The following is a 25638-nucleotide window of genomic DNA, read 5'->3' as shown; positions in this document are numbered from 1 at the left end:
GAGGATGGCGTATCCTATCACGCCTGACCACCTGGTGCTATAGAAGCATGGCATCAGCGAATCAGACTCAGAAAGGTACTCTCAGGAAAGCACCACCAGGTTGTCGCGGTGAATCAGTTCCGGCGCTTCCATGTAGCCGAGGATATCGGCAATGCGCCCACTGGCCTGACCGAGAATCCTGCGCGCATCATCGGCACCATAGTTGACCAGCCCCTTGGCGATACGTTCGCCCTGCTCGTCGACACACAGCACCATGTCACCACGCACGAAATCACCTTCCGCCTTGCGCACCCCTACCGGCAACAGGCTGGAACCACTACCACGCAGGACACGCACCGCACCGGAGTCCAGAGTCAGCGTGCCACGCACCTGCAACTGTCCCGCCAACCAGCGCTTGCGTGCTGCGATCGGCGCCCGATCCGGAGTCAACAGAGTGCCCAGCGCCTCACCACCGACCAGGCGCTCCAGCACCGACGGCTGGCGACCACTGGCAATCACGGTGACAGCTCCCGAGCGCGCCGCCAGTCTCGCCGCGCGAACCTTGGTCGCCATCCCGCCACGCCCGAGACTTCCACCTCCGCCAGCCACAGCCGCCAGACTCGGATCGTCGGCACGCCCCTCGGAGATCAGACTAGCCGCAGCGTTATGGCGCGGATCCGCATCGAAGAGGCCTTCCTGGTCGGTGAGGATCACCAACACTTCAGCCTCGAGCAGATTGGCCACCAACGCCCCGAGGGTATCGTTGTCACCAAAGCGGATCTCGTCGGTGACGACGGTGTCGTTCTCGTTGACCACCGGCACCACCCCAAGGCCGACCAGGGTGCTCAACGCCGAGCGGGCATTGAGGTAACGCTTGCGGTTGGATAGATCATCGTGGGTCAGCAGAATCTGCGCGGTCAGCAGATCATGGCGCGCGAAGTGATTCTCGTAGGTCTCGGTGAGCACGTTCTGCCCCACTGCGGCGGCAGCCTGCAACTCGTGCACCGATGTCGGTCGAGCCGACCAGCCCAGGCGCACCATACCGGCAGCCACGGCACCGGAAGATACCAGCACCACCTCGACACCGGCCTTGCGCAACGCCGCAATCTGGTCGACCCAGCCGCCAATGGCGTCGTCATCGAGCCCCCGACCATCATTGGTCAGCAGCGCACTACCAATCTTCACCACCACCCGGCGCGCGCCGGACAGGGCATCACGCCCGGGAACCCGCTCTACGCTGTGCATCCTTTCCTCGAATCAGCTGACTCTTGAACCCACGAACCCATTGCCGCCATGAATCGGGACCCACCCCTCGGGATCAAGGGGCGTATTCGATCTCGACATCGTAATCATCATCGTCGAAATCGTCGTCGTCATCCTCATCATCGGTACGACGCCGTCTGCGCCCGAGACGCTCTTCGGTGCGCGCGATGGATTCGTCTTCCATGCGGCGACGCATTTCCTGCTCGCGCTCCATGGCTTCCTCATCCTCGTTCTCGAGGGTGCGCTGCTCGGTCAGCCAGCGATGGGCAGCCTGTACCAGACCATCGGTACCGTCATTGGAGATCGCCGAGATACGGAACACCGGGCCAGTCCAGTTCAGACGCTCGATGATCTGCTGCGCCACGCTATCGCGCTCATCCTCGGGCAGCAGGTCCAACTTGTTGAGCACCAACCAGCGCGGACGCTCGGCCAGCGTCGGTGAGAATTGCCCCAGCTCACGAATGATGGCTTCTGCCGCTTCAACCGGATCCGACTCATCGAACGGCGCCACATCAACGACGTGGAACAACAGACGAGTACGCGTCAGGTGCTTGAGGAAACGCAGCCCGAGGCCTGCTCCATCGGAAGCGCCCTCAATCAACCCCGGCACATCGGCCATCACGAAGTGCTCGTGCATGCCCAACTTCACCACACCAAGATTCGGCACCAGAGTGGTGAAGGGGTAGTTGGCGACCTTGGGCTTGGCTGCCGACACTGAGCGAATCAGGGTCGACTTGCCGGCATTGGGCATGCCCAGCAGACCGACATCGGCCATTACCTTCATTTCCAGGCGCAGGTTGCGACGCTCACCTTCGGTACCGGGAGTGGTCCGGCGTGGTGCGCGGTTGGTCGACGACTTGAAGTGGATATTACCCAACCCACGCCGCCCGCCCTGCGCTACCTGCACCACCTGACCGATTTCGGTCACATCGGCGATGACCTCAAGGGTGTCCTCATCGATCACCGTGGTGCCGACCGGCACCTTGACGTGCAGGTCCTCACCGGCCTTGCCGCTCATCTGGCGACCCTGACCAGGCTTACCGTTCTGCGCCTTGTAGAAACGCTGGTACTTGAAGTCGATCAGGGTGTTGAGGGCATCATCACCGATCAGATAGACACAGCCCCCATGGCCGCCATCGCCACCATCGGGACCACCCTTGGGCACGTACTTCTCGCGTCGGAAGCTGAGGCAACCATTACCTCCGTTGCCGGCCTCGACGATAATCGAAGCCTCGTCGACGAACTGCATCAGTCATTCTCCTGGCGGACCATGCCCACCATGATACAAGAAGGCCCCGCGCTTGGCGGGGCCTTCCGGAACCACCTCACTCCCCACGCAGGGCAGTACGGCGATCCATGATGTTCGAGCGGTCTCAGGCAGAGACGACGCTGACGAACTTGCGGTTTTTCGGACCCTTGGTCTCGAACTTGACCACACCTTCGCTCAGTGCGAACAGAGTGTGATCCTTACCGATACCCACACCGGTACCCGCGTGGAACTTCGTACCGCGCTGACGCACGATGATGTTACCCGGGATCACGGCCTGACCACCGAACAGCTTGACGCCAAGGCGTTTGCTTTCGGAATCGCGACCATTTCGTGTGGAACCGGCTGCCTTCTTGTGAGCCATTGCAAAGTCCTCGCTCGTTTAAGGGAATAATCCGCAACGCTGCTTGCCCATGGGCAAGGCGTTAATCAGGCAGAAATTCCGGTGATCTTGACTTCAGTGAACCACTGACGGTGGCCCTGACGCTTCATGTGATGCTTGCGGCGACGGAACTTGATGATGGTGACCTTGTCACCACGGCCGTGAGCCACGATCTCGGCAGAGACCTTGGCACCACCGACCAGCGGAGCACCAACGGTCACGTCGTCGCCATTACCGACCAGCAGCACTTCGTCGAATTCGACAGTGTCGCCAGTGGGGATTTCCAGCTTCTCGAGCTTGAGAGTCTGACCTTCCTGAACGCGGTACTGCTTACCACCGCTCTTGATAACTGCGTACATGCTTTACTCTCCAGATACTCATCGGGGTTGGCTCTTGATCGACCTGCTTCGAGTGGCGCCCCTTTTGGCACCATCTGACAGGGAGCATGGATGAGTGGGCCGCGCATTATAACCATCCGTCAACGTCGGTACAAGTCTACCTTCCTGGGAAAACGCCACTTTCGCCTGCTTGCATGCGGTCGCTGCTGTATTCAGGTTGTGTCTGTCTTGACGCTCTCACGGGCGGCCCATAGCATGACCGACAATCCGAGAAGTGTTGGCTTGTGCCCCGGCAACGAACAGGGCGTGGCAGATCGCGATATCCGCCGCCGGTCAGTTTCCTGCCGCTTCTCACAGGAAATGTCGCCGGAAGCGCCTCGCAGCAGAGTCATCTGGACATCATTGCTGCCGCTTCAAGTCGCATTTACCAAGGCCTCCGGCCCCATCCACCAGTTGAAGCCGCCTTCATGTCAGTCAACGCCACGTCGCCCAAATCCGCCGCACCCTCGCCGATCCACGCCGTGGTCGCCGACGACTTCGCCGCCGTCAATCGCACCATCCTCGACCAACTGGCCTCACGCATTCCATTGGTCGAGACCATTGGCCAATACATCATCGAAAGCGGTGGCAAACGCTTGCGTCCTTTATTGGTGCTGCTGGCGGCCCGCGCACTCGACTATTCGGGCGACAGGCACATCACACTCGCCACGCTGATCGAGTTCATGCACACCTCGACGCTGCTGCATGACGACGTGGTGGACGAGTCACACATGCGCCGCGGCAAGGCGACGGCCAATGATGCCTGGGGCAACGCTCCCTCGGTACTGGTCGGCGACTTCCTCTATTCACGTTCCTTCCAGATGATGGTCGAGATCGGCTCGATGCGGGTTATGGAGATCCTCTCGGCAGCGACCTGCACCATTGCCGAAGGCGAGGTTCAGCAGTTGACCAATGTCGGCAACCCGGACACCGACGAGGCAGCCTACTTCGAGACCATTCAGGGCAAGACGGCGATGCTGTTCGAGGCCGCCTCTCACACCGGCGCCATTCTCGCCGAGGCAACGCCGGAACAGGAACAGGCCATGGCGGCCTATGGCCGATATCTTGGTCTTGCCTTCCAATTGGTCGATGACCTGCTCGACTACCAGGGCGATGCCCAGGCCATGGGCAAGAATGTCGGTGACGACCTGGCCGAGGGCAAGCCGACCCTGCCGCTGATTCAGGCCATGGCCGTCGGCACACCGGAGCAGGCCAAACTGATTCGCCGCGCCATTCGCAAGGGCGGCCTGGATCACCTCGACGAAGTGCTGGCGATCATCGACGCCACCGGCTCCCTCGACTATACCCGCGAGAAGGCGGAAGAGATGTCGGCTCGCGCCCTTGCCGAACTCGAACACCTGCCACCCTCTCCGTACCGAGACAGCATGGCGGAACTGGCAAGACTGGCGGTGGAACGCAAGACCTGAAGCAACCTCGGCGGCCTCCAAGGGGTTGCATTGGAACGGGAAATCCGTATACTACGCATCCGTTGAGGCAAGGCCTCAGCAGCGTCGGAGTATAGCTCAGCTTGGTAGAGCGCTGCCTTCGGGAGGCAGAGGTCGTAGGTTCGAATCCTGCTACTCCGACCAGAAACATCAGAAAAAACGGCCACTTAGCGAGTCATCGCGGTGGCCGTTTTTCGTTGCGCCATGAAGTAGGTTCCGTATAGGTTCCACTGAGCGCTAGTTCCATGCTCGAGGATCCGAGCGTCAGCATCTAATCCACTCGTTCTATCAAGCTCTGGTCACCCGCTCTGGTCATCAGGATTTCCTTGCTGACCTTCCAATTCGTAACTTGGCTGAGATCTACACGAGAAATGGCCTTGCGAATATCTTGGCGTTCAACAAGCTCCGGATCCAACCACGCATCCAAGCTATCTTCAGCGATCAGCAAAGGAACCCGACCACACGGACGTTCCGTGCGACTCCGGGGTGGCTCGGTGATGATGGCCAGCGTCATCTGACCGGAGGTGTTCTGCACATGTACACCAGCAAGAAGGAGCAGATGTCCATCGGAGCGAGTGAAGAAATATGGCTGAGTGCCTCCAGGAACCAGCTCCCACTCATGCCAGCCCACGATAGGAACAGCGCAGCGGCGTTCGGCAAGCGCTCCTCTGTAGAACTCGTCTATCACCACTCGCTCTGCTGGGACATTGACCGGGATTGCACCGCCATGGACATCATGTGGTTGATAGCCCCACCTAAATCGCTCCCATCGCGGGCCATGCGAGCCAACATTGTAGATCGCGGGTACATGGTCATGCGGGCAAACGTTGTAATTCACGGTGCCTTCGAATGCCTTCAACTGGGAGAACTGGAGGAAGTCTGGCACTTCGCGCAAGTCGATAGCGATGCGTTCTATCATGGCGAAACAGGCTCGATAAGGCTGGCATCATCATTTTTTACATTGCCGATGCGCTGACTTACAGGCCAGTGAGTTAAGACATCAGCCTCTACGTGCTTCACTACCCTGCGGATTGTCTCCCTGTCGCTCAGATCGGGATCCAGCCACAGCGACAAGCTGTCGTCAGTTAGGCACAGCGGCATGCGATCATGAACGTCTCGAGCAGGACCACGAGCCGGCTCAGTGATGATCGCGCAGCCAAGTTTGTCGTCAGCCCGGCGAGCCCATATGCCGGCGAACCAGAGTTGGCGATTGTCTGTACGGGTGATGTAGTGTGGCTGTTTGCCATGATCCGTTGTAATCCACTCGTACCAGCCATTGGCGGGTACAAGGCACCTATGCCGCGAGAACGCCCCCTTAAAATATCGACTGGTGGCCACTGTCTCGGCTTTGGCATTGATAGGCTGAGGCGCGTTATCTCCGGCCCACTCAGGTCTGTAGCCCCACCAGAGCAGATCCAGCTGGGGCGGCGCTTCTGGATCTGGTAGAAAGACCGCAGGGATGCTCGTGCCCGGAGCGACATTGAAGCGCCGGGCAGGTGTGAAGATCTCTTCCAGCAACGGCAGGATTATCCTGAGCTCGTCGAGACTGGGCATGTCATTGATGTTGTAGCGTCCACACATAACCTGAGGATAGCACCCCATCCCTACGCAATCGGTTCGTGGCACAAGAGTGTGTGCTGTGCTACGCCCAAGGGTGGGCACGTGCAGACCTCCTCAACGACACAACTCGCACCACCTATCTCATTCAGGAAGGCTGTTCCAGCAAAGCGTAAAAATTAAGCAAAAACAATAAACTACTCGTTGACATAGAAAATTCACACGCTAGAAGGCACGAAAAGCCATTGCATTTTTCATCAGTCAGTTCAATATTCCCTTTACCAGCGGCGTCAAGGCAGCACGCTGGGGGCGAAAAACTAGGTTAGCATTGACGGCGAAAAAAGGGTGCTGTATAATGTTAAACCCATTTTTAATAAGCGTGATAGATAAAATTAATTTGTATCTATCTTAACGTTTGCTAGATTTAGAGTTAGAAGCGTAGAGATTAGATAATTAAAGGTAAGGAGGGCTTATGATGAAGCACACTACTAATTTTGAACTCTTGATTGGTTATGGTGAAGGTTAAGCAAGCCAGCGAAAGCTTGGGAACCAAATAAATTCATCATTAAGCCTCCTGACTGGGAGGCTTTTTATTTGTATAAATAAAAAGGCTTGGCAGGGATATGAGCACACCATCACTCTCTCAACCAGAGAACAAGAAAATACCTAAAAAAAACATCCTTACATTCTTCTTAGGTTTTTTCTCAGCCAGCGGAATACTTCTAATCATCGCAAGGATGTTAGGAGTAGACTTCAATGCTATCGAACTCTCTTCCTTTCAGCTCTTTGAGCTTGGAATAGCAGCATCAATATCTGGTCTAATAAGCCTATCTATTTACCTTGTCGTATCAAAAGTATACCCAGACACAAGAAAACTTTTACCACTGTTCAGTTCTATCATATTTTTCATAATAGTAACTGGCTATCTAGTGCTAAGATACATCCCAAAGTATCAGATAGCGTTATCAATCCTAGTCACTGCAACTCTAATAGGAATGGGGTGGTGGATTCAAGTCATGACTACTGCTGCAAGCAGTAGGAGAAGCCATACCCTAAATATTGTTCTAAATACTAGGATCAGCACCGTATACCAAGACAACTTAAAGAAAAGCTCACACTTATTTAAAAATGGCAGGCATATTGCCAAAGAGCTTGCCGAGTGGAGAGACAACCCGGACAAGCCAGAATTTAAAAAACTAAAGCTTGGACAAGAGCTTAAAGATGCTATTAATGGGACTGTATTTATTCTAAATTATTTTGAGTTCCTAGCGCAGGGCATCAAGTATGACGATCTTGATGAGGTTTTGCTAAAAGAATGCTTCAGTGGATTCTTGGAGAACATTGAAAGAAGAGGGTTTTTTATAATAATAGAGGCACAAAAGACCAATCCAAAGAACTTTGAAGGAATAATATATCTTTCAAAAAGATGGCGTGGAGAATCCTTGGTAGAAAACTGCAAAGATGCTCCGGAGAAAGCGCAGCTAGGAATACAGGTTCCGTCGAAAGAAGAAGTTAAGAAAATAATGCGCGGAGAAAAAGTGTGTTTCAAAAACAAGCCGACAAGCAAAAAAACTAGAGCTAAGAAAAAAGATAAAACTAAAAATGAAAAGAAGTAAATATTAAAATCCGTTGTCAGGCATTGACGGCGCCTAATTGATTCGGGCGCCAATCGATCCACCCCCTTCTATCTTGAAGTTACCAATTAGTACGCCAAAGGAAAAGATCGTCTATGCATAGAAGTGCAGAATTGTGCATAAATTCGCATAAGCACTTCCACACTGCCGTCCTTCCCGAAGCCCAGCAACGGCGCAGCCTCGCCCCTCCTGCATGAGTGCATAAAAACCGGCAAGTTTAGAGCGCGGGCGGGGCGGGGTGACGATTGCGCGCCAAGGCCTGTGGCCGGGGGTCGTAGGCAGGAGGGCCCCTGTTACTGAGTGCGCATGAAAAAGCCGCCCGAGGTGGGCGGCTGTAGTGCTGGGATGGATGACTACCGGGATGGATCCAGTGGACTACCTTCGCCGCCATCCAGCGAGTACGAACGGAACTGGATAATCTCTTCCCCGACGATCTCGTTGACCTCCTTGAGGGCTTCCTGCAGCGGCTCGAGCTCATTGGCCACGAACACTCTGGCTGCCTTCTCGACATCACCAAAGCCCCCGGTGTTCTGCGGGATGATGCCCATCAACTGTGGCGGGATCCTGTGCCCGGCGAGTTGGTCGTCGCGGGTGATGTTCTTGATGTTCCAGAAGTCATCCTTCGCCGCGACCTCCGAGATGGGGATGATCTGGACACCATCTTTTTTCCCTCCAGGGCTGTAGAAGAACAGGTTGCGGAAGTTGCCCACCCCTTTCGAATCCTTCAGGGCTGTCCGCATGGCATCGATGTCATCCTGGTTACTGGCCGGGTCACTCACGTACATCACAAACCCGGCGTGGCTGCCGTTGAGGAAGTACCGGCGGCGAAATAGTGTGGCATTCTCGTTGAGCCATGCACTCTGCAGACTGCCGATGTAGTCAGGTACGCCATAGATGGCCTGGTCGACGTCGGGCTCGAGCAGGTGAACCACCCTCCCCTTGGGCAGCTCGGTGCGGTCGATGTAGTTCGGCACCCACCAGTACCGGTCGGCATTGGGTCCTCCACGACGCATGTACTTGGCACGCAGGTGACGGAATGGCAGCAACTTGCCCAACCTGCCGCGCACCTCCTCAAGGTAGCCGTTGCCGAATACCAGATAGTCGAGTGCCAAGCCGCTGAACGACTGGCGGCCCAGCAACGGGTGCGGCTTGAAGGTGCGCAGCAGGATATTGCGCTTTACCTGCAGCGCCGATCCATGGTGCGCCGTCGCACGATAGCTCTTGGCGAGGATCTCCAGCGGGATCGGTGGCTCGTACCACTCATCCGGAGTGAGCAGCAGCCCTTCATAGAAGATGTCTCGCATCGAGGTCACCGGCTCGGCATCGCCGAAGGTGAAGGCTTCGGCCTTTGGCGTACTCGGTGCCGGCTGGTGGCGGTACCCGGATGGCACACGGATACGGGGTTTGGCGGCTGTCTCGCTCATTCGGAAAACTCCACTACGGATTGGCCGGTGCCCTGGGCGGGCCCGTCGATAGGTTCGTGACTGAGGGCGTGCATGGTGGCCCAGGCGAGGTCAGCGTGACCGGTCGCCTTGCTGCGGCCCGAGGTGTAGGTGTACTGGCGGCCGCTGGCGGTGAGTTCCTTCTTGATGGCCATGAAGCTCTGTGCGAGATCCATCCAACCTGCATCGAACTCGAGGCGGCCTTTACGCATGATCTGTTGTGCCTGCATCACCAGGCGGCCCTTGACGGCTGGGTCGTACCTGAACCGAGTAAGCGTCGGGAACCACTTCTCGACGTGCTCGGCGACCGCTTCGCCCAACCCGGTAACATCAATGCCGATGTGCTCGATGCGGTACCGGTCTCGGAAGCCCTTGATAAAATCGGCCTGAGCCTCGTAGTCCTCTCCCTTGAGTCGGTGTCGCTCGATGATCCGGTGCTTTTCGTCAGCAGTACGCGCCGGCAGCACCACGACGAGCCCGGCACCATCGCCATCCTCGCCGGTGCCTGTGGGGTCGTAGCCGATCCAGACACCAGCATCGCCAGCTGGGCGTGGTGCGAAAGGCCTGTAGTCGCTCCAGACTTCCCAGCTGTCGACCATGCAGGGATGTACCAGCGCCAGGGGAAACGCCGATTGACTGTCGTCGACGAACTGGCACATGAGCAGATTGGCGAATTCCTCGTCGCTGTACTCGAGGCGCAGCTGCTCGAGGTCGAACAGGTCACAGCCACCGGCAATGGCGTCCTCGACGGTGACGATCTGCCGCCACTGGCCATCCGGACACACCAGACCTCTCGCCAGCGCTGTGTGGGAAACGTCGAACTCGGCCCGGTCCTTCTTCGCCCGGCGCTTGTTGAACATCTCACCCGACCAGAACGGATAAGCCTCATGTCCCAGGCTGGATGGCGTGCTGAAGTACGTCTGGCGCCACTTCTTGTGCATGGCCATGCCGCTGGTGACCTTGCGGAACTCGGCAAAGCGATGGATCCAGAAGTACTCGTCGAGGTAGACGTCACCGTGATACCCCTGAGCGGTCTTGCTGTTGGTACCGAGAAAATGCAGCTCGGCACCGTTGTCGAGCACCAAGGGATCGCCCTTGAGTTCAACGTCGGTGACTTCCTTGACGAACTGGATGATGTAGTTCTTGAAGATGTGCGCCTGGGCCTTCGAGGCACTCAGGAAAATCTTGTTTCGCCCTGTCTCTAAGGCGTCAACGATGGCTTCACGCGCGAAATACCAGGTAGCCCCGATCTGGCGTGATTTCAGGATGTTGCGAATACGGTGTTTTTGCCCGGCATCGTGCCACTCGACCTGATAGTCGAAGAGCGAATCCAGAAATGCTGCTTTCAGCGCCTCGACCTGTTCCTCATCGAGGTAGTTTCGCCGTTGCTTCCGCTTCCGGGGTGCATCGTTCCGGGCCTCAATGTTCGGGTTGAGATCCGATTCACGTCCGCTCTCGCTGTACTTCCTCACCCGAGCTAGCCGCTCGAGCTGCCGACCGAGCAGGTCGATCTCCTTGTAATCCTTCCCCTCCTTGTCGGGTTTGGCGATCAACTGAACCAGCCGCGCCTCGAGCGTCTGCTCGACACGTTCGATGGGCGCGGCCGCTTCCCAGTTGTCGCGTGACTTCCAGCTGTGAACCGTGGCGGGTTTCTCGCCAATGTGCTCGGCAATGCGCGCCACTCGCCAGCCCTGCCAGTAGAGATGGCGGGCCGTCAGCCGCGGGGATTCGTTGAGGTCAGGAGGCATCGTAGTCATGCCGCCAGCCTACCCTCGAGTCCCTTCCAACCAATCAGGCTGTTGTTGTAGATCGCGGATTTACAACGCCGGTTTGTTGAGTCATTCGACGGGCACGCGGAACCTGACGGCAACATTTGCCCCGTACCCAGTCGAGGAAGTCACATGCCCTGGTTCCGAGTCGCCACCGAAGGCGCAACTACAGATGGCCGAGAGATCTCACGCGATCAGATCGAACAGATGGCGGCCAATTACAACCCGAAGAAATACGGTGCCCGAGTGTGGATGGAGCACATGCGCGGCCTGTTTGCCGACGGGCCCTTCCCTGCCCTGGGTGACGTCAAGGCTGTGAAGGCCGAGGAAGTCGAGGATGGAAAGCTCGGTTTGTTCGCCGACATTGATCCGACCGACCAGCTCAAGGAGATCAACGGCAAGCGCCAGAAGGTCTATACGAGCATCGAGATCAACCCGAGCTTTGCCGACACCGGCGAAGCCTACCTCGAAGGGCTCGCCGTCACCGACTCCCCGGCCAGCCTGGGCACCGAGATGCTCAAGTTCTCACGCCAGGCAGGCAAGGATTCACCTCTCGCGGCGAAGAAGCAGCACCCCGAGAACGTCTTCAGTGAAGCTATCGAGATCGAATTCGACTTCTCGCAAGTCGAGCAGGAAGACACCGGCCCCACGCTCGCGGAGCGGGTCAAGACCATGTTCAAGCGCCATGACGCCAAAACGGGCAAGGGCTTCGAGGCTTTCCGCAAGGAGTTGGAAGAGACGCTCGAGCTGTTCGTCCAGCGACATCAGGACATGGCCGACGAGCTCGAACGCCGCCCGAGTGCCGAAGCCTTCACGGAGCTCAAGGAAGCGCACGAAGCCACCCAAGCCAAGCTAGACGAGCTCTACACCAAGCTCGACAACACCCCGGACACCCCGAATCGCGGAGCCGCCACCGGCGGTGGTGACGCCGTACTGACTGACTGCTAATAAGGACCGCCGCCAATGCGCAACGATACCCGTATCGCCTACAACAAGCTGCTCGATCGCGTTGCTCACCTTTCCGGGGTGCCCAGCGCTGCCGAGAGCTTCTCCGTCGAACCCAGCGTGCAACAGACCCTGGAAAGCAAGATCCAGGAATCAAGCGCTTTCCTCGGCCTGATCAATATCATCGGCGTAGATGATCTGAAGGGTGAAAAGATCGGCCTGGGCATCAGTGGTCCCATCGCTGGCCGTACGAATGTCGACCAGAACGATCGTCAGCCGCGCGACCTCACTACGATGGATTCGCAGGGCTACGAGTGCTTCTCGACCGAATACGACACTTTCCTACGTTGGAGCAAGTTGGATGTCTGGGCCAAATTTGCCGACTTCCAGACCCGGGTGCGGAACGCCATCATTCGGCAACAGGCGCTCGACCGCATCATGATCGGCTTCAACGGAGAGACAGCGGCTGCCGAAACCGACCGTATCGCCAACCCGCTGCTGCAGGACGTCAACAAGGGCTGGCTCCAGCACTACCGCGAGCGGGCCGAGGCTCGGGTGCTGGCAGAAGGCACCAACGTGGGCGAAGTTCGCGTCGGCCCCGGCGGCGACTACGCCAACCTCGATGCTCTCGTGTTTGATGTGGTCAACGAGATGATCGACCCATGGCACCAGGAGTCCACCGATCTGCGCGTCATTTGTGGTCGCAAGATACTCGCCGACAAGTACTTCCCCATGCTGCAGGAGCACGCTGGCACCCCGACCGAAAGTCGCGCCCTCGACATGGTCATCAGTCAGAAGCGCATGGGCGGTCTGCAAGCGGCTCGGGTGCCCTTCTTCCCCGACGGTTCGCTATTCATCACCATGCCGGAAAACCTTTCCATCTACTGGCAGCGCGGCAGCCGCCGTCGCTACATCAAGGAAAAGCCTGAGCGTAAGCGAGTGGAGAACTACGAAAGCTCCAATGACGCCTACGTTGTCGAGGATTTTGGGGCTGGCTGCCTGGTCGAGAACATCGTATTCGGCGACTGGTCAGCGTAAGGAGCCAATCATGCACAGCCCTGCCCGAAAGCATTATCAGCGCGTCACCGCCGCGAACGCGGCGGGTGACGCTGCACCCGGCCTGCCTCAGACCGGCCAGCAGTACGAGTTGTTTGCCGCCGCTCTTTGGGAGGCTCGCCAAGCCCTCAAGGGCATCAAGTCCGTCGAGGCCAAGGTTGCCCGCAAACGTGAGTTGCTGCCTCAGTTCGCCCCCTATGTCGATGGTGTGCTATCGGCAGGTGCCGGCGCTCAGGACGATGTTCTGGTGACCGTCATGCTCTGGCGTCTGGATGTCGGAGATATCGCCGGTGCACTGACTATCGCCGAATACGCCATCAAGCATGGTCTCGACACCCCTGATCGCTTCGAACGCGACACCGCCTCGCTGGTGGCGGAACAGGTCGCCGAGGAAGCCCTCAAGCAATTGCAGGCCAGCAAGGGCGAAGCTGGCGGCAGTGACAACAGCGAGGAAGCGGCTCATCTGGTCATGCACCTGGTAACCGCCGAGGCGCTGACACGCGACGCCGATATGCACGACCAGGTGCGAGCCAAGCTGCACAAGGCGCTCGGTTACGCCTACCGCGACAAGGGCAATAGCATCGACGAAGCGCTCAAGCATCTTCGTCGTGCTCTTGAGCTCAACGACAAGGTCGGCGTGAAGAAGGACATCGAGAATCTGGAGCGCCAGGCCAAGCAACAGAACGCAGGAGGCCAGGCCAACGCCTGACCACTCAACCGAGTCGCACGCCGACCCCAAGGGGGCGCCGGGGGAGATCGGACCACGGTCCCACATCGTAGATCCCGGCCCACCCCCTTCCTACAGAGGCTGCCATGTCACTCATCGCTGCTGGTTACAACTCGGAGCCGACTCCGGCCACCCCGCTCGACAATAACGGCTTCTGGCCTCAGATAGAGCCGGCCGACTTTCGAAAGGCCGAGCGCATCATCGACGCGATCACCAATGAGCGTGTCGAGTATGCATTGCGCGTGGCCATGGCGGACATCAACCGCCAGCTCCGGACATGGCAAGCCGAGCAACAGGAGAACGGCGCCGCCACCATCGAGGACGCGACACCCCCGAACTGGCAGGCACCCGGCATCTATCCATTGCTGTATCGACGCGCCGTCTACGCCACTGCGCATGCATCACTACTGGAGCGGTACCGCGAAGTGTCGGCGACCAACTCTGGCGACGAGCGTGGGGAAGTAGCGGATCTGGCTGCTGATGACTACCGACGAGATGCTCGCTGGGCTGTCGCGGAGATCCAGGACCGCAACCATACCGTCGTGGAGCTGATCTAGTGCGCACCGTGCGAGCGAATCAAGGCGAGACCCTCGACCAGATCTGCTATCGCACCTTCGGCAGTACTGCCGAGGTGACCGAGCGAGCACTGCGGCTCAATCCGGGCCTTGCCGAGCTCGGGCCAGTACTGCCCGAGGGCACACTCATTCTGCTGCCCGAGACCGAGCCGACCACCCGTCGGATTGACACCGTACAGCTGTGGACATAACGCAGAGGAACACCATGACAGACCCCAATGTAATCGCAGCTGGTACTGCAGGCCTGACAGCCGCTGTTATTTCCCAGATCCCCGGTATCGATGCCAACGCTGTCATTGGAGCCTTCTGTGGCGCACTGCTGTTCTCTGTGAGTGCCAAAGGGCTGTCGCTATGGGTACGCCTCGTCTATCTGCTGATTTCCTTCGTCATCGGATATCTCGGAGGACCCGCCATCCTCGGTTCATATCTCGAACATAGCGCTGCCTCGGCATTCGTTGGCGCCACCATTGCGGTGACAGCTGGGCTGAGAGCCATTGAAAGCGTCAGAACGCTTGATCTGAGATCCTGGCTGGGAGGAAAGAAATGACGTTCACGGATATTGCTGTTGTTGCAGCCGTCATCATCCTGCTGCGACTCATCACCTATCAGCGACGAGGTAGCCGGTATCGGCCAGGGATTGCCTGGCTCGCATGGTTGATGTCCTGCATCAGCGTCATCGTGATTGTGAAGCTCCCCTTTGTCGCACTACCTAGCCCCGTGACAGCTGCCGTAGCAGCTTCAATGGGAGCCCTCGCCATCCTGCTGCTGCGCCATGGCGGCAACCTTGCCCACCTGCTGCGCTCTCTGCATCTGATCCGGAGGCACTGACCATGACATTATCCATGCCTATCCCTGTCGCCTTGCAGACCCGCTCACTGTTCATCAGTGCGGGACATTCCATGACCGACCCCGGAGCCGTAGGCAACGGTCTGAATGAAGCGGATATCGTGCTGGACTTCCGCGACCGGCTTTATGAGTTCCTGGCTGACCGGATAGTGCTGGCCCGGGACGGTAAACCTGGCATCAACCTGCCTCTCCGTCAGGCATGCGAGATGGCCAAACGCCACGACATCGCTGTCGAGTTCCACTGCAATGCTGCTGAGTCATCCAGTGCCACCGGTACCGAAACGCTGTCCGCGCCATCGGATGACGAGTTCGGCGATCAACTCTGCACCGCCATCGCTGACACCTTGAACATCAGTAATCGAGGCGACAAGGGCGAAGGCGATGGCCAGCACTCACGTCTCGCATTCATCCGTGCAGGCGGAGTGATCGTCGAGCTGTTCTTCATTACCAACTCACGCGACCTTGCTGCCTATCACGAACATCTCGACGCCCTTGTTGGAGCGGTTGGGCGGGTGCTCATCAGCCGTGTTTGTGTCTCTGATCACGAGGCCGCAGCCGCATGACCCGCGTGCAGCTCGCCATCGGCACAGGACTGCTGATCGTCAGTGTCGCGGTGGGCTGGTATTCGCGCGGCTGGCTCGAGGACAGTCAGCGCCTCACGGCCATGCAGGCCGCCGAAGCAGCCATCGCTGCCGCCATGGAACGAGAGTCGAATATCGCGCGCCGTGTGGAGGAACGGCTGGCCGAGCTGCAGGCCAGCGAACGTGTCATTGATCGAGGAATCATTCGTGAGGTCGAGAAACCTGTCTACCGTCGTGTGTGCCTTGAGCCTGATGCTATCCGCCTGCTCAACCACGCCGCCGCCGGCACCATCCCCGATACAGCAGACACTGCTGACCCCCTGCCCGTCGGCACTGCCACCACTGACTGACGGCACCGGCGGTGATGTTGCGCTGACCATGTCTGCCTGGGCCAGCCAGTATCAGCGCTGTGCCACACGGCATAACGGCCTCATCAACGCACTGGAGAAGCACCCATGATCAAGCTGCAGTCGCTACGTGAGCACCTGCTTGCCAGCATTCCCGCCTTGCGCCAGGGACCAGAGCGCCTGCTGACGTTCATCGAGCGCGGTGCCATCCAGTTCTCTCGGGGCCAACACCTGACGCACCAGTATCGGGTACCGGCGCGCATCATGATCACAGACCTGGGCGGCTCAATTGACGTGGTGATGATCCCGTTGCTGCAGTGGCTCTCCCACTATCAGCCAGATCTAGATCCCGATGAGGCCGTGCGCTTTGATGCCGAGCTACTGGCCAATGATCGATGGGATCTCGCCATTGAAGTCACCCTCACCGAGCGCGTGGTGGCCAGGGTCAACTGTGATGAGGGCAGAATCGAGAGCGAGCACCGCATGCCCGAATTCCCGATCGATGCTTGTCCCGCAAAGCACTGGGCGCTCTATGTGAAGTCCCCCGGCGATACCGACCACCAGCTGGCCAGTGAGTGGGACTCCCCGAATGGATGACCTGCAGAGTCTGGAAGAGTGGGTTGCGCCGCTGCTGGAAAAGCTGACGCCGAAGGAACGCCGCAAGCTGGCCCGCACCATTGCCACAGCATTGCGCCGCCGCCAGCGTGAGCGAATCGCAGACCAGCAAAACCCCGACGGCAGCGCCTACGAACCTCGCAAGCCAAGAAGCCAGGCTGGCTTTGTCCGTCGGCAGCCGATGTTCATGAAGATCCGCCAGGCCAAGTACATGCGAACCAGGGCAGCCCCCAATAGTGCCGAGGTCAGCTTCATGGGGCGGGTGGCACGCATCGCCCAGGTTCACCAGAAGGGATTACGGGCTCGCGTTCAGTCTGGTGGACCATCCTACGACTACCCCCAGCGCGAGCTACTCGGATATAGCGAGGAGGACCAGCGCTTCATCCGGGATATGGTCATCGACCACCTCACGTTGTAGATCGGCCTTTTACAACGTCCATCGCTGGAGTGCTCAGCGAACGGCGGGGGAACATCCTCGCATGAACAACACCGCCGAACTTCTCCGCCTGATCAACAACCTGATCCGCTTTGGCACCATCACCGAGGTGGACCATGACGCTGCCCGAGTACGGGTAAAGATCGGCGAACTGCTCACGACATGGCTGATCTGGCAGGAAGGCCGGGCAGGGACAACGCGAACCTGGTGCCCGCCGACAGTGGACGAGCAGGTCATTGTGCTGTCTCCCGGTGGAGATCTTGCCGCCGCCGTAGTGCTGACAGGGCTATTCCGGACTCAACACCCGGCGCCCAGTAACAGCCCCGACCTCTTCCATGCCGTTATGCCGGATGGTGCCAGCTTCGAATACGACCACGCAGCCAATCGGCTGCATGCCGTCACCGGGCCGAGCAGCATCACCATGGACCGCTCTCGCATTCTGCTTTCCACCAACGGCAGCACCCTGGAGATGGACGCCGGCGGCATTCGGCTGAATGGCTCACGCATCGACCTGAACTGAGGACACCCATGCCAGCGATTACACGCAAGGGCGACACCTGTACCGGACATGGCAGTTTCCCGCCACGCAACAGCACAGGCGGCAGTAGCAACGTCTACGTCAACGGCAAGGCCGCTCACCGGCAGGGTGATGGCTGGGCCACTCATTGCAACGACCAGCCCACCTGTCACGGCGGTGCTCTGGCATCCGGGTCGGGCAGTGTGTTCGTCAACGGCAAACAGCTCGGTCGTATCGGAGATCCCGTCAATTGCGGGTCTTCTGTCGCAACCGGCAGCAGCAATGTCCATGCAGGGGGCTGACCCATGGCCGGAATGAACGCCACCACCGGGAAGGAACTGGATGGCCTCGAGCACATTCGACAAAGCGTGAGTGACATCCTCACCACGCCCATCGGCTCGCGTGTCATGCGTCGAGACTATGGGTCTCTGCTGCCCGAGCTGATCGATGCCCCGCTCAATGGCACCACCCTGCTGCAGGCCTATGCGGCCACCGTCATGGCCATCATTCGATGGGAACCGCGGATCCGCGTCACCGCCGTTCGACAGCAGGTCAGCACGGAACAGCACGGCGCCGTTACGCTGGAGATTGAAGGTCAGACATTGGTCGGTGATCCGGTGACGCTAGAGATTCCGCTATGAGCAGCCCAATCGACCTGTCACAACTTCCCTCTCCGGACGTAGTCGAGCAGATCGACTATGAAGACATCCTGGCTCAACTGTTGGAGGACCTCGAGGCACGCTTCCCCGAGTTCGATGTGCCCGCTGAGTCAGACCCGGCGTTCAAGATCCTGGAGGTCAGTGCCTATCGAGAGATGCTTGTGCGACAGCGAGTCAATGAGGCGGCGAGAGCGGTGATGCTCGCCTATGCCGAAAAGAATGACCTCGACAACCTCGGCGCTCTGTTCAATGTCGACCGGTTGCAGATCTCGCCCGGTGATCCGGCGGCTGTCCCCCCAGTGCCACCGAGTTTCGAGAAGGACCCCGACTTCCGCCGCCGCATCCTGTTGTCACTGCAGGGGTTGAGCACTGCAGGTCCAGAAGGTGCGTACCGATACCACGCATTGTCTGCCGATGGTGGTGTACTCGATGCCAGTGCTACCAGCCCCACTCCCGGCGACGTCGTAGTGACAGTCCTTGCTCGAGAGGGGGATGGCACCGCAGACCAGCCATTGCTGGATGCTGTCGAGGCTGCCGTGAACGCTGAGGAGGTCCGTCCACTGACGGATCACGTCACGGTGCAGGCCGCCGAGATTCTTCCCTACACCATCGATGCCACCATCTACTTTCAGCCTGGGCCTGACAGCCAGGTCGTGATGGAAGAGGCGGAGAAAGTCGCAGAGGCGTATGCGACCGAGCAGCACCGGCTGGGACGCGATGTCACCCTTTCGGGCATCTATGCCGCTCTGCATCGCAGCGGCGTCCAGCGAGTCGAACTGGCCAGCCCCATCAGCACCATCGTCGTGAATGACCAACAGGCCAGCCACTGCACCGCCATTGCGTTGACCAATGGGGGTGTCGATGAGTGATCGCAGTCTGCTGCCACCGAATGCCACGGGCCATGAACGTGCCATGGCCGACACCATGGCACGTATCTCGGATGTCCCCACCTCACTGCGTCCCCTATGGAATCCAGATACCTGTCCGGTGGAGCTGCTCCCCTGGCTGGCATGGACCATGGGACTGGATGCATGGAAGCCCTACTGGAGCGAAGCCATCAAGCGCGAACGCATCCGGCAGGCTGCCGAGATCCATCGTCGCCGAGGCACGGTCCAGTCCGTTCGCCGGGTGGTCGAATCGTTCGGCGCCGGAGTGGCCATCCGGGAATGGTGGCAAACCATCCCTCGCGGCATACCACACACCTTTGAACTGGTGCTCACCGTGCGCGGTGAGACCAACAGCGCTGAGCTGCAGGAAGACATCGTCCAGGAAGTCACTCGAGTAAAGCCAGTTCGCAGCCACTTCACCTTGATCGCTGGCGTTTCCGCCGAGGGAGGCATCGGCCTCTACGGCGCGGCTCGTCCCGTCATCTATCGCCGTATTCAGACCGAGGAATGACATGGCACTGAAGATCACCATCACCGATGCCGGCCGTGCCGAGATCACGAATGCCGAGAACACCGGAACCGCTCCCGTTACCATCACCCACATTGCACTGGGCGCCGCCGGATATACTCCGGATCCCTCACAAGCCGCGTTGCAGAGCGAGGTAAAGCGTGTCTCCAGCATCGCGGGAGAAGTCGTCGCGGATGACACCATCAGTGTGACCGCGAAGGATGAGGGTAGCGATACCTACACCGTCCGGGAGTTCGGGTTGATCACGGAGCACGGCACCCTGTTCGCCGTCTATGCACAGACTGACCCGATCATAGAGAAGGCAAGCCCTTCGACCCTGCTGCTCACCATCGACGTCATCCTCGCTGACCTCGATGCGTCCAGCCTGACTTTTGGAGACATCAGTTTCAGCAATCCACCCGCCAGTGAGTCCGTCGCCGGAGTGGTGCGCTTCGCGGATCAGGCTGAGGTTAACGCCGGTAACGTAACCAACAAGGCCATCACCCCGAAAACTCTGGCGGGTCGCACAGCAACAGACAGTCGCTCGGGTGTTATCCAGATCGCCTCACAGGATGAGGCCAATGCGGGTAGCAATCTGACACGAGCCCTGACACCAGGCCGGGCTCAGGTGGCCAATGATGCCCGCTACTTGCGTCGGCAGCAGAACCTGGCGGATCTCGTCAACAAGTCTCAAGCCCGCGACAACCTTGGCCTCAGCGAGACGGCCACCACTGGCATGATGACCACCCCGACAGACAACACTATCGGTCTGCTGGTGAGGATCGTCAGCGATGAAGGCTTTTTCGGGCTGGGTAGCACCAGATCTCCAGCCGTTGATGACTGCAACAGCATTCCGGCGAATGGGTTCTATCGCCTCCACGGATCCACTGCCAATGCATGGGCAGGCCAGTCCAGCGGTGATGGTCTGATTCAATGGTCATGGGATAGCACCGTGCGTCACCAGATTGGTGTCGCTCGCACGAACAACGGCCAGCTCTGGTATCGTTCATCCTACAACGGCACCTTCTCGCCCTGGCAGCAGGCCGCCTCGAGCTCGACCACTATCACGGCAGGCGATGGCCTCACTGGTGGTGGAGACCTCACCGCTGATCGCACGATCAGGATGGGTAGACCTAGTTCACTCAACGGTGGCACCAAAAACGACGCGAGTGGCTGGACTCACACTCATTTTATCGACACGACCTCCAGTCGTACCAGCAGCAGTACCACAACATTGCTTGCAGCAGCGGCAATGAACAATCACCGCACAAGCGGTGATCACGATGACCGATATACCCAGCCGGGACAATATGGCTGGGGCACCGCGTTTTCTAGCTACACGGATCCGATGACTGGTGGTTGGGGGAAGACCTCATTCAATGCCCTCGAGGTGCCATCCGGAATCTACTATGCCCATGATGTTGTTGGTGGACGTCCCAACGGACATATGACGGAAGCAGATTCCGGTACCTTGCTACACCGCCAGATCGGCCATACCGGGATGCAACTGTTCCTCAGTCGATATCCGCAATTCTCCAACCGGCTGTTCTTCCGGAGCCGCACCGGTGGTGAATACCACGAATGGGCTCGCGCCCTGGCAGTAACCGGCACGGGGCGACCCTTCACTGTTGGCAACATCAACTACATCGATGAAACGGGTCTCTACCGCATTGAAGGCAGCACGCTGAATGTTCCTTCCGGCATCGGGTCTGGATCGATACTTCTACATGTCTGTTGGGCCGATGAGGGAGCCAGCAGCGCAGCTACGCAGTTGTTACTGGGCTACACAACAGGCCGACTTCTACAGCGAGCGCGAAATTCATCTGGTAACTGGACCTCATGGTCGGAGTATGTCCCCGATAGTCGAGCTATAAAGACCGGAGATCACCTTACTGGAGGCGGAAATCTTGGCAGTGATCGCACACTTTCGCTTGAGTTTCGTGCCGACAAACCGATCTATGACAACAATGGAAACAGGCGAGCCTACTTTGGTTCAGGTAACAACGACCTCTCTCAGGTCGAGTTCCAGGCTGTCCGAACAAAAGGCGCCATATTCAGGTTAAAAGACGGAAACGGTGTAACTCGGTTTTCAGTAGACATGGCCACTGGCCGCATCAATGTCGGCGATATTCCCTGGTCGCTTGTATCGGACGTTGACATCACCAGGTTCTTCACCGGTGGTAATCAGTCGTTGGCCAATAATGGGTACCAGATCCTGCCTGGTGGCCTGATTCTACAATGGGGGGTGATCGATAAAGGTAGCATCCAGGACGTTGATGTCACTTTCCCGATCCGTTTCCCCAGGAATGTGCGTTCGGTACTTATCACCCACCGAGGCACTCAGGCGAACTATTACAGTGCTTTTGGTCACTCAGCCTCCGGGTTCACTTCGCGTCTGCATGCCAGCGGTGGGCATGTCGCTGACTGGATCGCCATCGGCAACTGAGGACACCATCATGCATTACAGCTCAAGCACAAACACCTTCTATCCCGACGAACTGCAGGAAGCCTATCGGGTCGCCGGCTCCTGGCCGGAAGATGCTGTCGCGGTTACCGATGAGGAATGGCAGGTCTACAGCATTGGCCAGCCTCCGGCAGGGCATCGGCGTAGTGGTGATGAGAACGGGCACCCCGTCTGGGTTCCAGAAGATCCCGTGCCACTGGAAGAGCTCGCCATGGCCAAGCGCGCCGAGGTCGAGGCTGACTTGGAGGCCGAACTGGCGAAGGGCATGCCCTGCACCATGCCCAATGGAAAAGACGATGTGGTGCAGATACTCACTGCAGATCGACAGAACCTGCTCGGGCTGGCCATTGAAGCACGGGATCTCCAAGCGGCAGGTGTCACTGACGCTACTCAGGAGTTTCGCGCAATGTCTAACATCCAGTACCCGATGAAGCCCGCCGAGATGATCGCCTTGACGGACTCCGCTTTGGGCCATTACAGAGCGCTGTTGAATAAAAGCTGGACTCTCAAGAATGCCATCGACGCAGCGTTGGCGACCGAAGACCGGAATGCCATCGAAGCCATTACCTGGTAACCCATCCTGCTCTCCTCCCAGCCCGCCATCCGGCGGGCTGTTTTGATTCAACTCCTGCCACCCGTTGTAAATCGCCGATCTACAACCGCCATCGCTCGCCCCCCTGTCGCCGAATGGGCAAGCATGTCCCCACGCATGCTATCGCCAGTTCTACGCCCTGCAGGAGCCAAAATTCATGAGCGATTACCATCACGGCGTCCGCGTCGTCGAGATCAACGAAGGTACCCGACCGATCCGCACCGTATCCACTTCGGTGATCGGCATGGTGGCGACAGCCCCGAACTCAGCGCCAGGCGTGTCAGCGTCCATGACACTGTCCAACGCCGCATCAAACACCAGTATCACTTACACCGCAGCGGAAGCCGGCACCAGTGGCAATAACATTCGCGTGCGTTACAACGACCCTGGTACCGCCTCGTCCGAACTCGATATCACTGTTGCTGGATATGACATCAGCGTCAGCCTTGCTACCGATGTCGAAGGGTTAGTGATCAGTACCGCAAGTGAAGTAGCGGATGCCATCAATGCCGCGCCGGAAGCCCGTGCTCTGGTCACGGCGATGGTCACCAGCGGATCTACTGGAGCTGGTGTGGTGACGGCTGCCTCCTTCTCCAGCCTTACTGGTGGTGAGGACGAGCTGTTTCCCCTTGATACTCCGGTCCTCATCACCGACCCGCGTGGCGCCGCTGGCAAAGCCGGTAACGAAGGTACGCTGGCCCGTGCGTTGGACGCCATCGCGGATCAGACAAAAGCCATGGTGATCGTGGTGCGCGTCGCGGATGGCGCCAATGCCGATGACACCAAGACCAATGTCATTGGCGGTACCGATGCCAGCGGCAAGAAAACCGGCATGCAGGCGTTGCTCGCGGCCGAGCAACGATTCGGGGTCAAACCTCGCATCCTCGGTGTGCCTGAGCTGGATGATGCCGATGTGGTCAGCGAGCTGATCGGCATTGCCCAGAAGCTGCGCGCCTTTGTCTACGCCAGTGCCGGTGACAGTTCGACCAAGGAAGAAGCTGCCATGTACCGCGAGAACTTCGGGGCTCGCGAAGTCATGGTGATCTGGCCGGACTTCACCGGTTGGGACACGGCCACCAGCAGCACGCGCAACCTGTCTGCTGTGGCTCGCGCCCTCGGCATGCGTGCGAAGCTGGACAACGAGATTGGCTGGCACAAGACCTTGTCCAACCAGCCGGTCAATGGTGTCACCGGAATCTCTGCCGACGTGTTCTGGGATCTGCAGGATCCGGCCACCGATGCGGGTTACCTGAACAGCCACGAAGTCACCACCCTGATCAACCGCGGTGGATTCCGCTTCTGGGGCTCTCGCACCTGCACTATCGATCCACTGTTCGCTTTCGAGAACTACACCCGCACCGCGCAGGTGCTGGCCGACACCATCGCCGAGGCACACCTCTGGGCGGTCGACTTGCCGATGCACCCGTCACTGGTCAAGGACATCGTCGAAGGCATCAACGCCAAGTTCCGTGAGCTCACCCGTCGTGGCTACATCCTCGGCGGTGTCGCCTGGTTCGATCCGGAACTCAACAGCCCCGAGGTGCTGAAGGCCGGCAAGCTCTATATCGACTACGACTACACCCCGGTGCCACCCCTCGAAAACCTGATGTTCCAGCAGCGCATCACCGATCGCTATCTGCTGGACTTTGCCGACCGCGTCGCCGCCGCCTGAGCCCCAAGGAGACTGAACGATGGCACTTCCTCACATCCTGAAAGACTTCAACCTGTTCGGTGACGGCCACAACTGGCAGGGCAAGATCCCGACACTCACCCTGCCCGAGCTGTCGCGCCGTATGTCCGAGTACGAAGGCGGTGGCATGGATGGACCGGTCGAGGTCGATCTCGGTCAGGAGATGATCGAGTTCGAGTGGACTGCTGGTGGCATGCTCGCCGAGGTCTACGACACCTTCGGTTCTCCCATCCATGATGCCGCGATGCTGCGTTTCGTGGGCTCGTATGAATCCGATGAGGATGGCCAGGTCATCCCTGTCGAGATTGTCGTGCGCGGTCGTCACAAGACCATCGCCATGGGTGAGGCCAGCAAGGGTGACAACAACCAGAAAACCGTCACCACCACCTGCAGCTACTACAAGCTGACCATCAACGGTCAGGAAAAGATCGAGATCGACCTGCCGGGCTATGTGTTCCGCGTCAATGGTACCGACCGCCTCGCCGAGCGCCGCCAGGCACTGGGCCTCTGATTCACCACCCCGATCACTCCCCACCAGGGGAAAGCTGAACCATCAGGAGAATGACCGTGGAAGACAACACCGCTACTGAGCAGAAGCCCAAGGCCACCATCGAGTCCGTCGAACTCGACGAGCCGATTACCCGCGGCAAGACCGTGATCAAGGAGATCCAGGTGCGCAAGCCGAAGTCCGGCGCGCTGCGCAATGTCTCCCTGACCGACCTGCTGCAGATGCAGGTCAGTGCGCTGACAACGGTACTGCCCCGAATCACCGAACCGGCCCTCACGGAAGCGGAGATTCGCGAGCTTGATCCCGCTGATCTGGTGCAACTGGGAGGGACTCTCGTCGGTTTTTTGGTACCGAAGAAGACGCGCGAGGCCAACGAGTAGCCCTTCCGGAGTACGTGGATGACGCCATGGCCGATCTGGCCATGGTGTTCCACTGGGGCCCTCCGGAAATGGACGACATGAGCCTCGCAGAGCTCATGGGGTGGCGAGAGCGAGCCCGCCTTCGCTACGAGCCCAACCCATCCCGCAAACCCCGAAAGTGACCCCGACCTGATCCACCTCGCCACAGCAA

General features: G+C 58.8%; 33 protein-coding genes and 1 tRNA gene. 26 read left to right on the top strand and 8 right to left on the bottom strand.

Annotated features, from left to right (window positions below; genetic code table 11):
- Positions 1-81: 81 nt before the first annotated feature.
- From proB to rplU, 4 genes are all read right to left on the bottom strand, one after another.
- Positions 82-1224, bottom strand: coding sequence for a glutamate 5-kinase (proB, locus tag BUE38_RS17535; RefSeq protein ID WP_073436527.1), 1143 nt, complete (start codon positions 1222-1224; stop codon positions 82-84).
- A gap of 73 nt (positions 1225-1297) precedes the next feature.
- Positions 1298-2491, bottom strand: coding sequence for an Obg family GTPase CgtA (gene cgtA / locus BUE38_RS17530; protein ID WP_073436526.1), 1194 nt, complete (start codon positions 2489-2491; stop codon positions 1298-1300).
- 124 nt (positions 2492-2615) lie between these two features.
- Positions 2616-2873 carry a 50S ribosomal protein L27 gene (gene rpmA, locus BUE38_RS17525; RefSeq protein ID WP_073436525.1) on the bottom strand — a complete coding sequence of 86 codons (258 nt, stop codon included), beginning with the start codon at positions 2871-2873 and terminating at the stop codon, positions 2616-2618.
- A 65-nt stretch (positions 2874-2938) separates the two neighbouring features.
- Positions 2939-3250 carry a 50S ribosomal protein L21 gene (rplU, locus tag BUE38_RS17520; RefSeq protein ID WP_073436524.1) on the bottom strand — a complete coding sequence of 104 codons (312 nt, stop codon included), beginning with the start codon at positions 3248-3250 and terminating at the stop codon, positions 2939-2941.
- A 446-nt stretch (positions 3251-3696) separates the two neighbouring features.
- On the opposite strand from rplU, the gene ispB reads away from it, so the two are divergent.
- The gene (ispB, locus tag BUE38_RS17515) at positions 3697-4695 is read left to right on the top strand and encodes an octaprenyl diphosphate synthase (RefSeq protein WP_073436523.1); all 999 of its coding nucleotides are present in this window, start codon (positions 3697-3699) and stop codon (positions 4693-4695) included.
- Between the two features lie 85 nt (positions 4696-4780).
- Positions 4781-4857 (top strand) — tRNA-Pro (locus tag BUE38_RS17510).
- A 127-nt stretch (positions 4858-4984) separates the two neighbouring features.
- Here the strand turns inward: BUE38_RS17510 and BUE38_RS17505 are convergent.
- Positions 4985-5632 carry an SOS response-associated peptidase gene (locus BUE38_RS17505; RefSeq protein WP_073436522.1) on the bottom strand — a complete coding sequence of 216 codons (648 nt, stop codon included), beginning with the start codon at positions 5630-5632 and terminating at the stop codon, positions 4985-4987.
- Positions 5629-6294, bottom strand: coding sequence for an SOS response-associated peptidase (locus BUE38_RS17500; RefSeq protein WP_073436521.1), 666 nt, complete (start codon positions 6292-6294; stop codon positions 5629-5631). The genes BUE38_RS17505 and BUE38_RS17500 overlap by 4 nt, the downstream gene beginning before the upstream one ends.
- Positions 6295-6893: 599 nt before the next feature.
- On the opposite strand from BUE38_RS17500, the gene BUE38_RS22250 reads away from it, so the two are divergent.
- Positions 6894-7886 carry a DUF4760 domain-containing protein gene (locus BUE38_RS22250; RefSeq protein WP_084542016.1) on the top strand — a complete coding sequence of 331 codons (993 nt, stop codon included), beginning with the start codon at positions 6894-6896 and terminating at the stop codon, positions 7884-7886.
- Positions 7887-8257: 371 nt separating this feature from the next.
- Here the strand turns inward: BUE38_RS22250 and BUE38_RS17490 are convergent, their stop codons facing one another.
- Entirely contained in the window at positions 8258-9328 is a 1071-nt protein-coding gene (locus BUE38_RS17490) for a phage portal protein (RefSeq protein ID WP_084542015.1), read from the bottom strand.
- Entirely contained in the window at positions 9325-11103 is a 1779-nt protein-coding gene (locus BUE38_RS17485; protein ID WP_073436519.1) for a terminase large subunit domain-containing protein, read from the bottom strand. The genes BUE38_RS17490 and BUE38_RS17485 overlap by 4 nt, the downstream gene beginning before the upstream one ends.
- A gap of 144 nt (positions 11104-11247) precedes the next feature.
- On the opposite strand from BUE38_RS17485, the gene BUE38_RS17480 reads away from it, so the two are divergent.
- The 23 genes from BUE38_RS17480 (at position 11248) to BUE38_RS23375 (ending at position 25609) form a co-directional block, all read left to right on the top strand.
- A complete protein-coding gene (locus tag BUE38_RS17480) occupies positions 11248-12063 on the top strand; it encodes a GPO family capsid scaffolding protein (protein ID WP_073436518.1) in 816 nt (271 codons plus the stop codon).
- 15 nt (positions 12064-12078) lie between these two features.
- Positions 12079-13098: a phage major capsid protein, P2 family gene (locus BUE38_RS17475; RefSeq protein WP_073436517.1), complete on the top strand. Its 1020-nt coding sequence runs from the start codon at positions 12079-12081 to the stop codon at positions 13096-13098.
- A 10-nt stretch (positions 13099-13108) separates the two neighbouring features.
- Positions 13109-13825: a phage terminase small subunit gene (gene gpM, locus BUE38_RS17470; protein WP_073436516.1), complete on the top strand. Its 717-nt coding sequence runs from the start codon at positions 13109-13111 to the stop codon at positions 13823-13825.
- A 104-nt stretch (positions 13826-13929) separates the two neighbouring features.
- Entirely contained in the window at positions 13930-14400 is a 471-nt protein-coding gene (locus BUE38_RS17465; RefSeq protein WP_073436515.1) for a head completion/stabilization protein, read from the top strand.
- The gene (locus BUE38_RS17460; RefSeq protein WP_073436514.1) at positions 14400-14609 is read left to right on the top strand and encodes a tail protein X; all 210 of its coding nucleotides are present in this window, start codon (positions 14400-14402) and stop codon (positions 14607-14609) included. The genes BUE38_RS17465 and BUE38_RS17460 overlap by 1 nt, the downstream gene beginning before the upstream one ends.
- A gap of 14 nt (positions 14610-14623) precedes the next feature.
- Complete coding sequence (locus BUE38_RS17455) at positions 14624-14965, top strand: putative holin (protein ID WP_073436513.1); 342 nt, start codon at positions 14624-14626, stop codon at positions 14963-14965.
- On the top strand, positions 14962-15246 hold the full coding sequence (locus tag BUE38_RS17450; protein WP_073436512.1) for a phage holin family protein: 285 nt from the start codon (positions 14962-14964) through the stop codon (positions 15244-15246). The genes BUE38_RS17455 and BUE38_RS17450 overlap by 4 nt, the downstream gene beginning before the upstream one ends.
- A gap of 2 nt (positions 15247-15248) precedes the next feature.
- The gene (locus tag BUE38_RS17445) at positions 15249-15827 is read left to right on the top strand and encodes an N-acetylmuramoyl-L-alanine amidase (RefSeq protein WP_084542014.1); all 579 of its coding nucleotides are present in this window, start codon (positions 15249-15251) and stop codon (positions 15825-15827) included.
- A complete protein-coding gene (locus BUE38_RS22245) occupies positions 15824-16195 on the top strand; it encodes a hypothetical protein (protein ID WP_084542013.1) in 372 nt (123 codons plus the stop codon). The genes BUE38_RS17445 and BUE38_RS22245 overlap by 4 nt, the downstream gene beginning before the upstream one ends.
- A complete protein-coding gene (gene lysC / locus BUE38_RS23570; protein WP_443093378.1) occupies positions 16098-16304 on the top strand; it encodes an Rz1-like lysis system protein LysC in 207 nt (68 codons plus the stop codon). The genes BUE38_RS22245 and lysC overlap by 98 nt, the downstream gene beginning before the upstream one ends.
- On the top strand, positions 16301-16789 hold the full coding sequence (locus tag BUE38_RS17435) for a phage tail protein (RefSeq protein ID WP_073436511.1): 489 nt from the start codon (positions 16301-16303) through the stop codon (positions 16787-16789). The genes lysC and BUE38_RS17435 overlap by 4 nt, the downstream gene beginning before the upstream one ends.
- On the top strand, positions 16782-17225 hold the full coding sequence (locus tag BUE38_RS17430) for a phage virion morphogenesis protein (RefSeq protein ID WP_073436510.1): 444 nt from the start codon (positions 16782-16784) through the stop codon (positions 17223-17225). The genes BUE38_RS17435 and BUE38_RS17430 overlap by 8 nt, the downstream gene beginning before the upstream one ends.
- 61 nt (positions 17226-17286) lie before the next feature.
- Complete coding sequence (locus BUE38_RS17425) at positions 17287-17763, top strand: phage baseplate assembly protein V (protein WP_073436509.1); 477 nt, start codon at positions 17287-17289, stop codon at positions 17761-17763.
- 8 nt (positions 17764-17771) lie between these two features.
- Positions 17772-18062, top strand: a complete 291-nt coding sequence (locus tag BUE38_RS17420) for a PAAR domain-containing protein (RefSeq protein ID WP_073436508.1) — start codon at positions 17772-17774, stop codon at positions 18060-18062.
- A gap of 3 nt (positions 18063-18065) precedes the next feature.
- Positions 18066-18401, top strand: a complete 336-nt coding sequence (locus BUE38_RS17415; protein ID WP_073436507.1) for a GPW/gp25 family protein — start codon at positions 18066-18068, stop codon at positions 18399-18401.
- Positions 18398-19288, top strand: a complete 891-nt coding sequence (locus tag BUE38_RS17410; RefSeq protein ID WP_073436506.1) for a baseplate assembly protein — start codon at positions 18398-18400, stop codon at positions 19286-19288. The genes BUE38_RS17415 and BUE38_RS17410 overlap by 4 nt, the downstream gene beginning before the upstream one ends.
- Entirely contained in the window at positions 19281-19817 is a 537-nt protein-coding gene (locus BUE38_RS17405; RefSeq protein WP_073436505.1) for a phage tail protein I, read from the top strand. Before BUE38_RS17410 ends, BUE38_RS17405 begins: the two co-directional genes overlap by 8 nt.
- A 1-nt stretch (position 19818) precedes the next feature.
- A complete protein-coding gene (locus BUE38_RS17400) occupies positions 19819-22260 on the top strand; it encodes a gp53-like domain-containing protein (protein ID WP_073436504.1) in 2442 nt (813 codons plus the stop codon).
- Between the two features lie 10 nt (positions 22261-22270).
- Entirely contained in the window at positions 22271-22852 is a 582-nt protein-coding gene (locus BUE38_RS17395; protein ID WP_073436503.1) for a DUF4376 domain-containing protein, read from the top strand.
- A gap of 175 nt (positions 22853-23027) precedes the next feature.
- Positions 23028-24542 carry a phage tail sheath protein gene (locus BUE38_RS17390; protein ID WP_307725407.1) on the top strand — a complete coding sequence of 505 codons (1515 nt, stop codon included), beginning with the start codon at positions 23028-23030 and terminating at the stop codon, positions 24540-24542.
- Between the two features lie 19 nt (positions 24543-24561).
- The gene (locus BUE38_RS17385) at positions 24562-25071 is read left to right on the top strand and encodes a phage major tail tube protein (RefSeq protein ID WP_073436502.1); all 510 of its coding nucleotides are present in this window, start codon (positions 24562-24564) and stop codon (positions 25069-25071) included.
- 56 nt (positions 25072-25127) lie between these two features.
- Positions 25128-25448 (top strand): phage tail assembly protein, encoded by a 321-nt coding sequence (locus BUE38_RS17380; protein ID WP_234987081.1) that lies wholly within the window; start codon positions 25128-25130, stop codon positions 25446-25448.
- Positions 25449-25474: 26 nt separating this feature from the next.
- Positions 25475-25609: a GpE family phage tail protein gene (locus BUE38_RS23375; protein WP_073436500.1), complete on the top strand. Its 135-nt coding sequence runs from the start codon at positions 25475-25477 to the stop codon at positions 25607-25609.
- Positions 25610-25638: the final 29 nt, after the last annotated feature.

Origin of the sequence: Halomonas cupida, assembly GCF_900142755.1 — a bacterium.
GTDB classification, from domain to species: Bacteria; Pseudomonadota; Gammaproteobacteria; order Pseudomonadales; family Halomonadaceae; genus Halomonas; species Halomonas cupida.
The sequence above is the reverse complement of the archived record's forward strand: the minus strand, read 5'-3'. Positions and strand labels throughout refer to the sequence as shown.

Excerpts from the sequence above, each read along its gene's own strand:
- proB (WP_073436527.1), bottom strand. The coding sequence starts at position 1,224 with ATGCACAGCGTAGAGCGGGTTCCCGGGCGTGATGCCCTGTCCGGCGCG.
- cgtA (WP_073436526.1), bottom strand. The coding sequence starts at position 2,491 with ATGCAGTTCGTCGACGAGGCTTCGATTATCGTCGAGGCCGGCAACGGA.
- rpmA (WP_073436525.1), bottom strand. The coding sequence starts at position 2,873 with ATGGCTCACAAGAAGGCAGCCGGTTCCACACGAAATGGTCGCGATTCC.
- rplU (WP_073436524.1), bottom strand. The coding sequence starts at position 3,250 with ATGTACGCAGTTATCAAGAGCGGTGGTAAGCAGTACCGCGTTCAGGAA.
- ispB (WP_073436523.1), top strand. The coding sequence starts at position 3,697 with ATGTCAGTCAACGCCACGTCGCCCAAATCCGCCGCACCCTCGCCGATC.
- BUE38_RS17505 (WP_073436522.1), bottom strand. The coding sequence starts at position 5,632 with ATGATAGAACGCATCGCTATCGACTTGCGCGAAGTGCCAGACTTCCTC.
- BUE38_RS17500 (WP_073436521.1), bottom strand. The coding sequence starts at position 6,294 with ATGTGTGGACGCTACAACATCAATGACATGCCCAGTCTCGACGAGCTC.
- BUE38_RS22250 (WP_084542016.1), top strand. The coding sequence starts at position 6,894 with ATGAGCACACCATCACTCTCTCAACCAGAGAACAAGAAAATACCTAAA.
- BUE38_RS17490 (WP_084542015.1), bottom strand. The coding sequence starts at position 9,328 with ATGAGCGAGACAGCCGCCAAACCCCGTATCCGTGTGCCATCCGGGTAC.
- BUE38_RS17485 (WP_073436519.1), bottom strand. The coding sequence starts at position 11,103 with ATGACTACGATGCCTCCTGACCTCAACGAATCCCCGCGGCTGACGGCC.
- BUE38_RS17480 (WP_073436518.1), top strand. The coding sequence starts at position 11,248 with ATGCCCTGGTTCCGAGTCGCCACCGAAGGCGCAACTACAGATGGCCGA.
- BUE38_RS17475 (WP_073436517.1), top strand. The coding sequence starts at position 12,079 with ATGCGCAACGATACCCGTATCGCCTACAACAAGCTGCTCGATCGCGTT.
- gpM (WP_073436516.1), top strand. The coding sequence starts at position 13,109 with ATGCACAGCCCTGCCCGAAAGCATTATCAGCGCGTCACCGCCGCGAAC.
- BUE38_RS17465 (WP_073436515.1), top strand. The coding sequence starts at position 13,930 with ATGTCACTCATCGCTGCTGGTTACAACTCGGAGCCGACTCCGGCCACC.
- BUE38_RS17455 (WP_073436513.1), top strand. The coding sequence starts at position 14,624 with ATGACAGACCCCAATGTAATCGCAGCTGGTACTGCAGGCCTGACAGCC.
- BUE38_RS17450 (WP_073436512.1), top strand. The coding sequence starts at position 14,962 with ATGACGTTCACGGATATTGCTGTTGTTGCAGCCGTCATCATCCTGCTG.
- BUE38_RS17445 (WP_084542014.1), top strand. The coding sequence starts at position 15,249 with ATGACATTATCCATGCCTATCCCTGTCGCCTTGCAGACCCGCTCACTG.
- BUE38_RS22245 (WP_084542013.1), top strand. The coding sequence starts at position 15,824 with ATGACCCGCGTGCAGCTCGCCATCGGCACAGGACTGCTGATCGTCAGT.
- lysC (WP_443093378.1), top strand. The coding sequence starts at position 16,098 with ATGCTATCCGCCTGCTCAACCACGCCGCCGCCGGCACCATCCCCGATA.
- BUE38_RS17435 (WP_073436511.1), top strand. The coding sequence starts at position 16,301 with ATGATCAAGCTGCAGTCGCTACGTGAGCACCTGCTTGCCAGCATTCCC.
- BUE38_RS17430 (WP_073436510.1), top strand. The coding sequence starts at position 16,782 with ATGGATGACCTGCAGAGTCTGGAAGAGTGGGTTGCGCCGCTGCTGGAA.
- BUE38_RS17425 (WP_073436509.1), top strand. The coding sequence starts at position 17,287 with ATGAACAACACCGCCGAACTTCTCCGCCTGATCAACAACCTGATCCGC.
- BUE38_RS17420 (WP_073436508.1), top strand. The coding sequence starts at position 17,772 with ATGCCAGCGATTACACGCAAGGGCGACACCTGTACCGGACATGGCAGT.
- BUE38_RS17415 (WP_073436507.1), top strand. The coding sequence starts at position 18,066 with ATGGCCGGAATGAACGCCACCACCGGGAAGGAACTGGATGGCCTCGAG.
- BUE38_RS17410 (WP_073436506.1), top strand. The coding sequence starts at position 18,398 with ATGAGCAGCCCAATCGACCTGTCACAACTTCCCTCTCCGGACGTAGTC.
- BUE38_RS17405 (WP_073436505.1), top strand. The coding sequence starts at position 19,281 with ATGAGTGATCGCAGTCTGCTGCCACCGAATGCCACGGGCCATGAACGT.
- BUE38_RS17400 (WP_073436504.1), top strand. The coding sequence starts at position 19,819 with ATGGCACTGAAGATCACCATCACCGATGCCGGCCGTGCCGAGATCACG.
- BUE38_RS17395 (WP_073436503.1), top strand. The coding sequence starts at position 22,271 with ATGCATTACAGCTCAAGCACAAACACCTTCTATCCCGACGAACTGCAG.
- BUE38_RS17390 (WP_307725407.1), top strand. The coding sequence starts at position 23,028 with ATGAGCGATTACCATCACGGCGTCCGCGTCGTCGAGATCAACGAAGGT.
- BUE38_RS17385 (WP_073436502.1), top strand. The coding sequence starts at position 24,562 with ATGGCACTTCCTCACATCCTGAAAGACTTCAACCTGTTCGGTGACGGC.
- BUE38_RS23375 (WP_073436500.1), top strand. The coding sequence starts at position 25,475 with ATGGCCGATCTGGCCATGGTGTTCCACTGGGGCCCTCCGGAAATGGAC.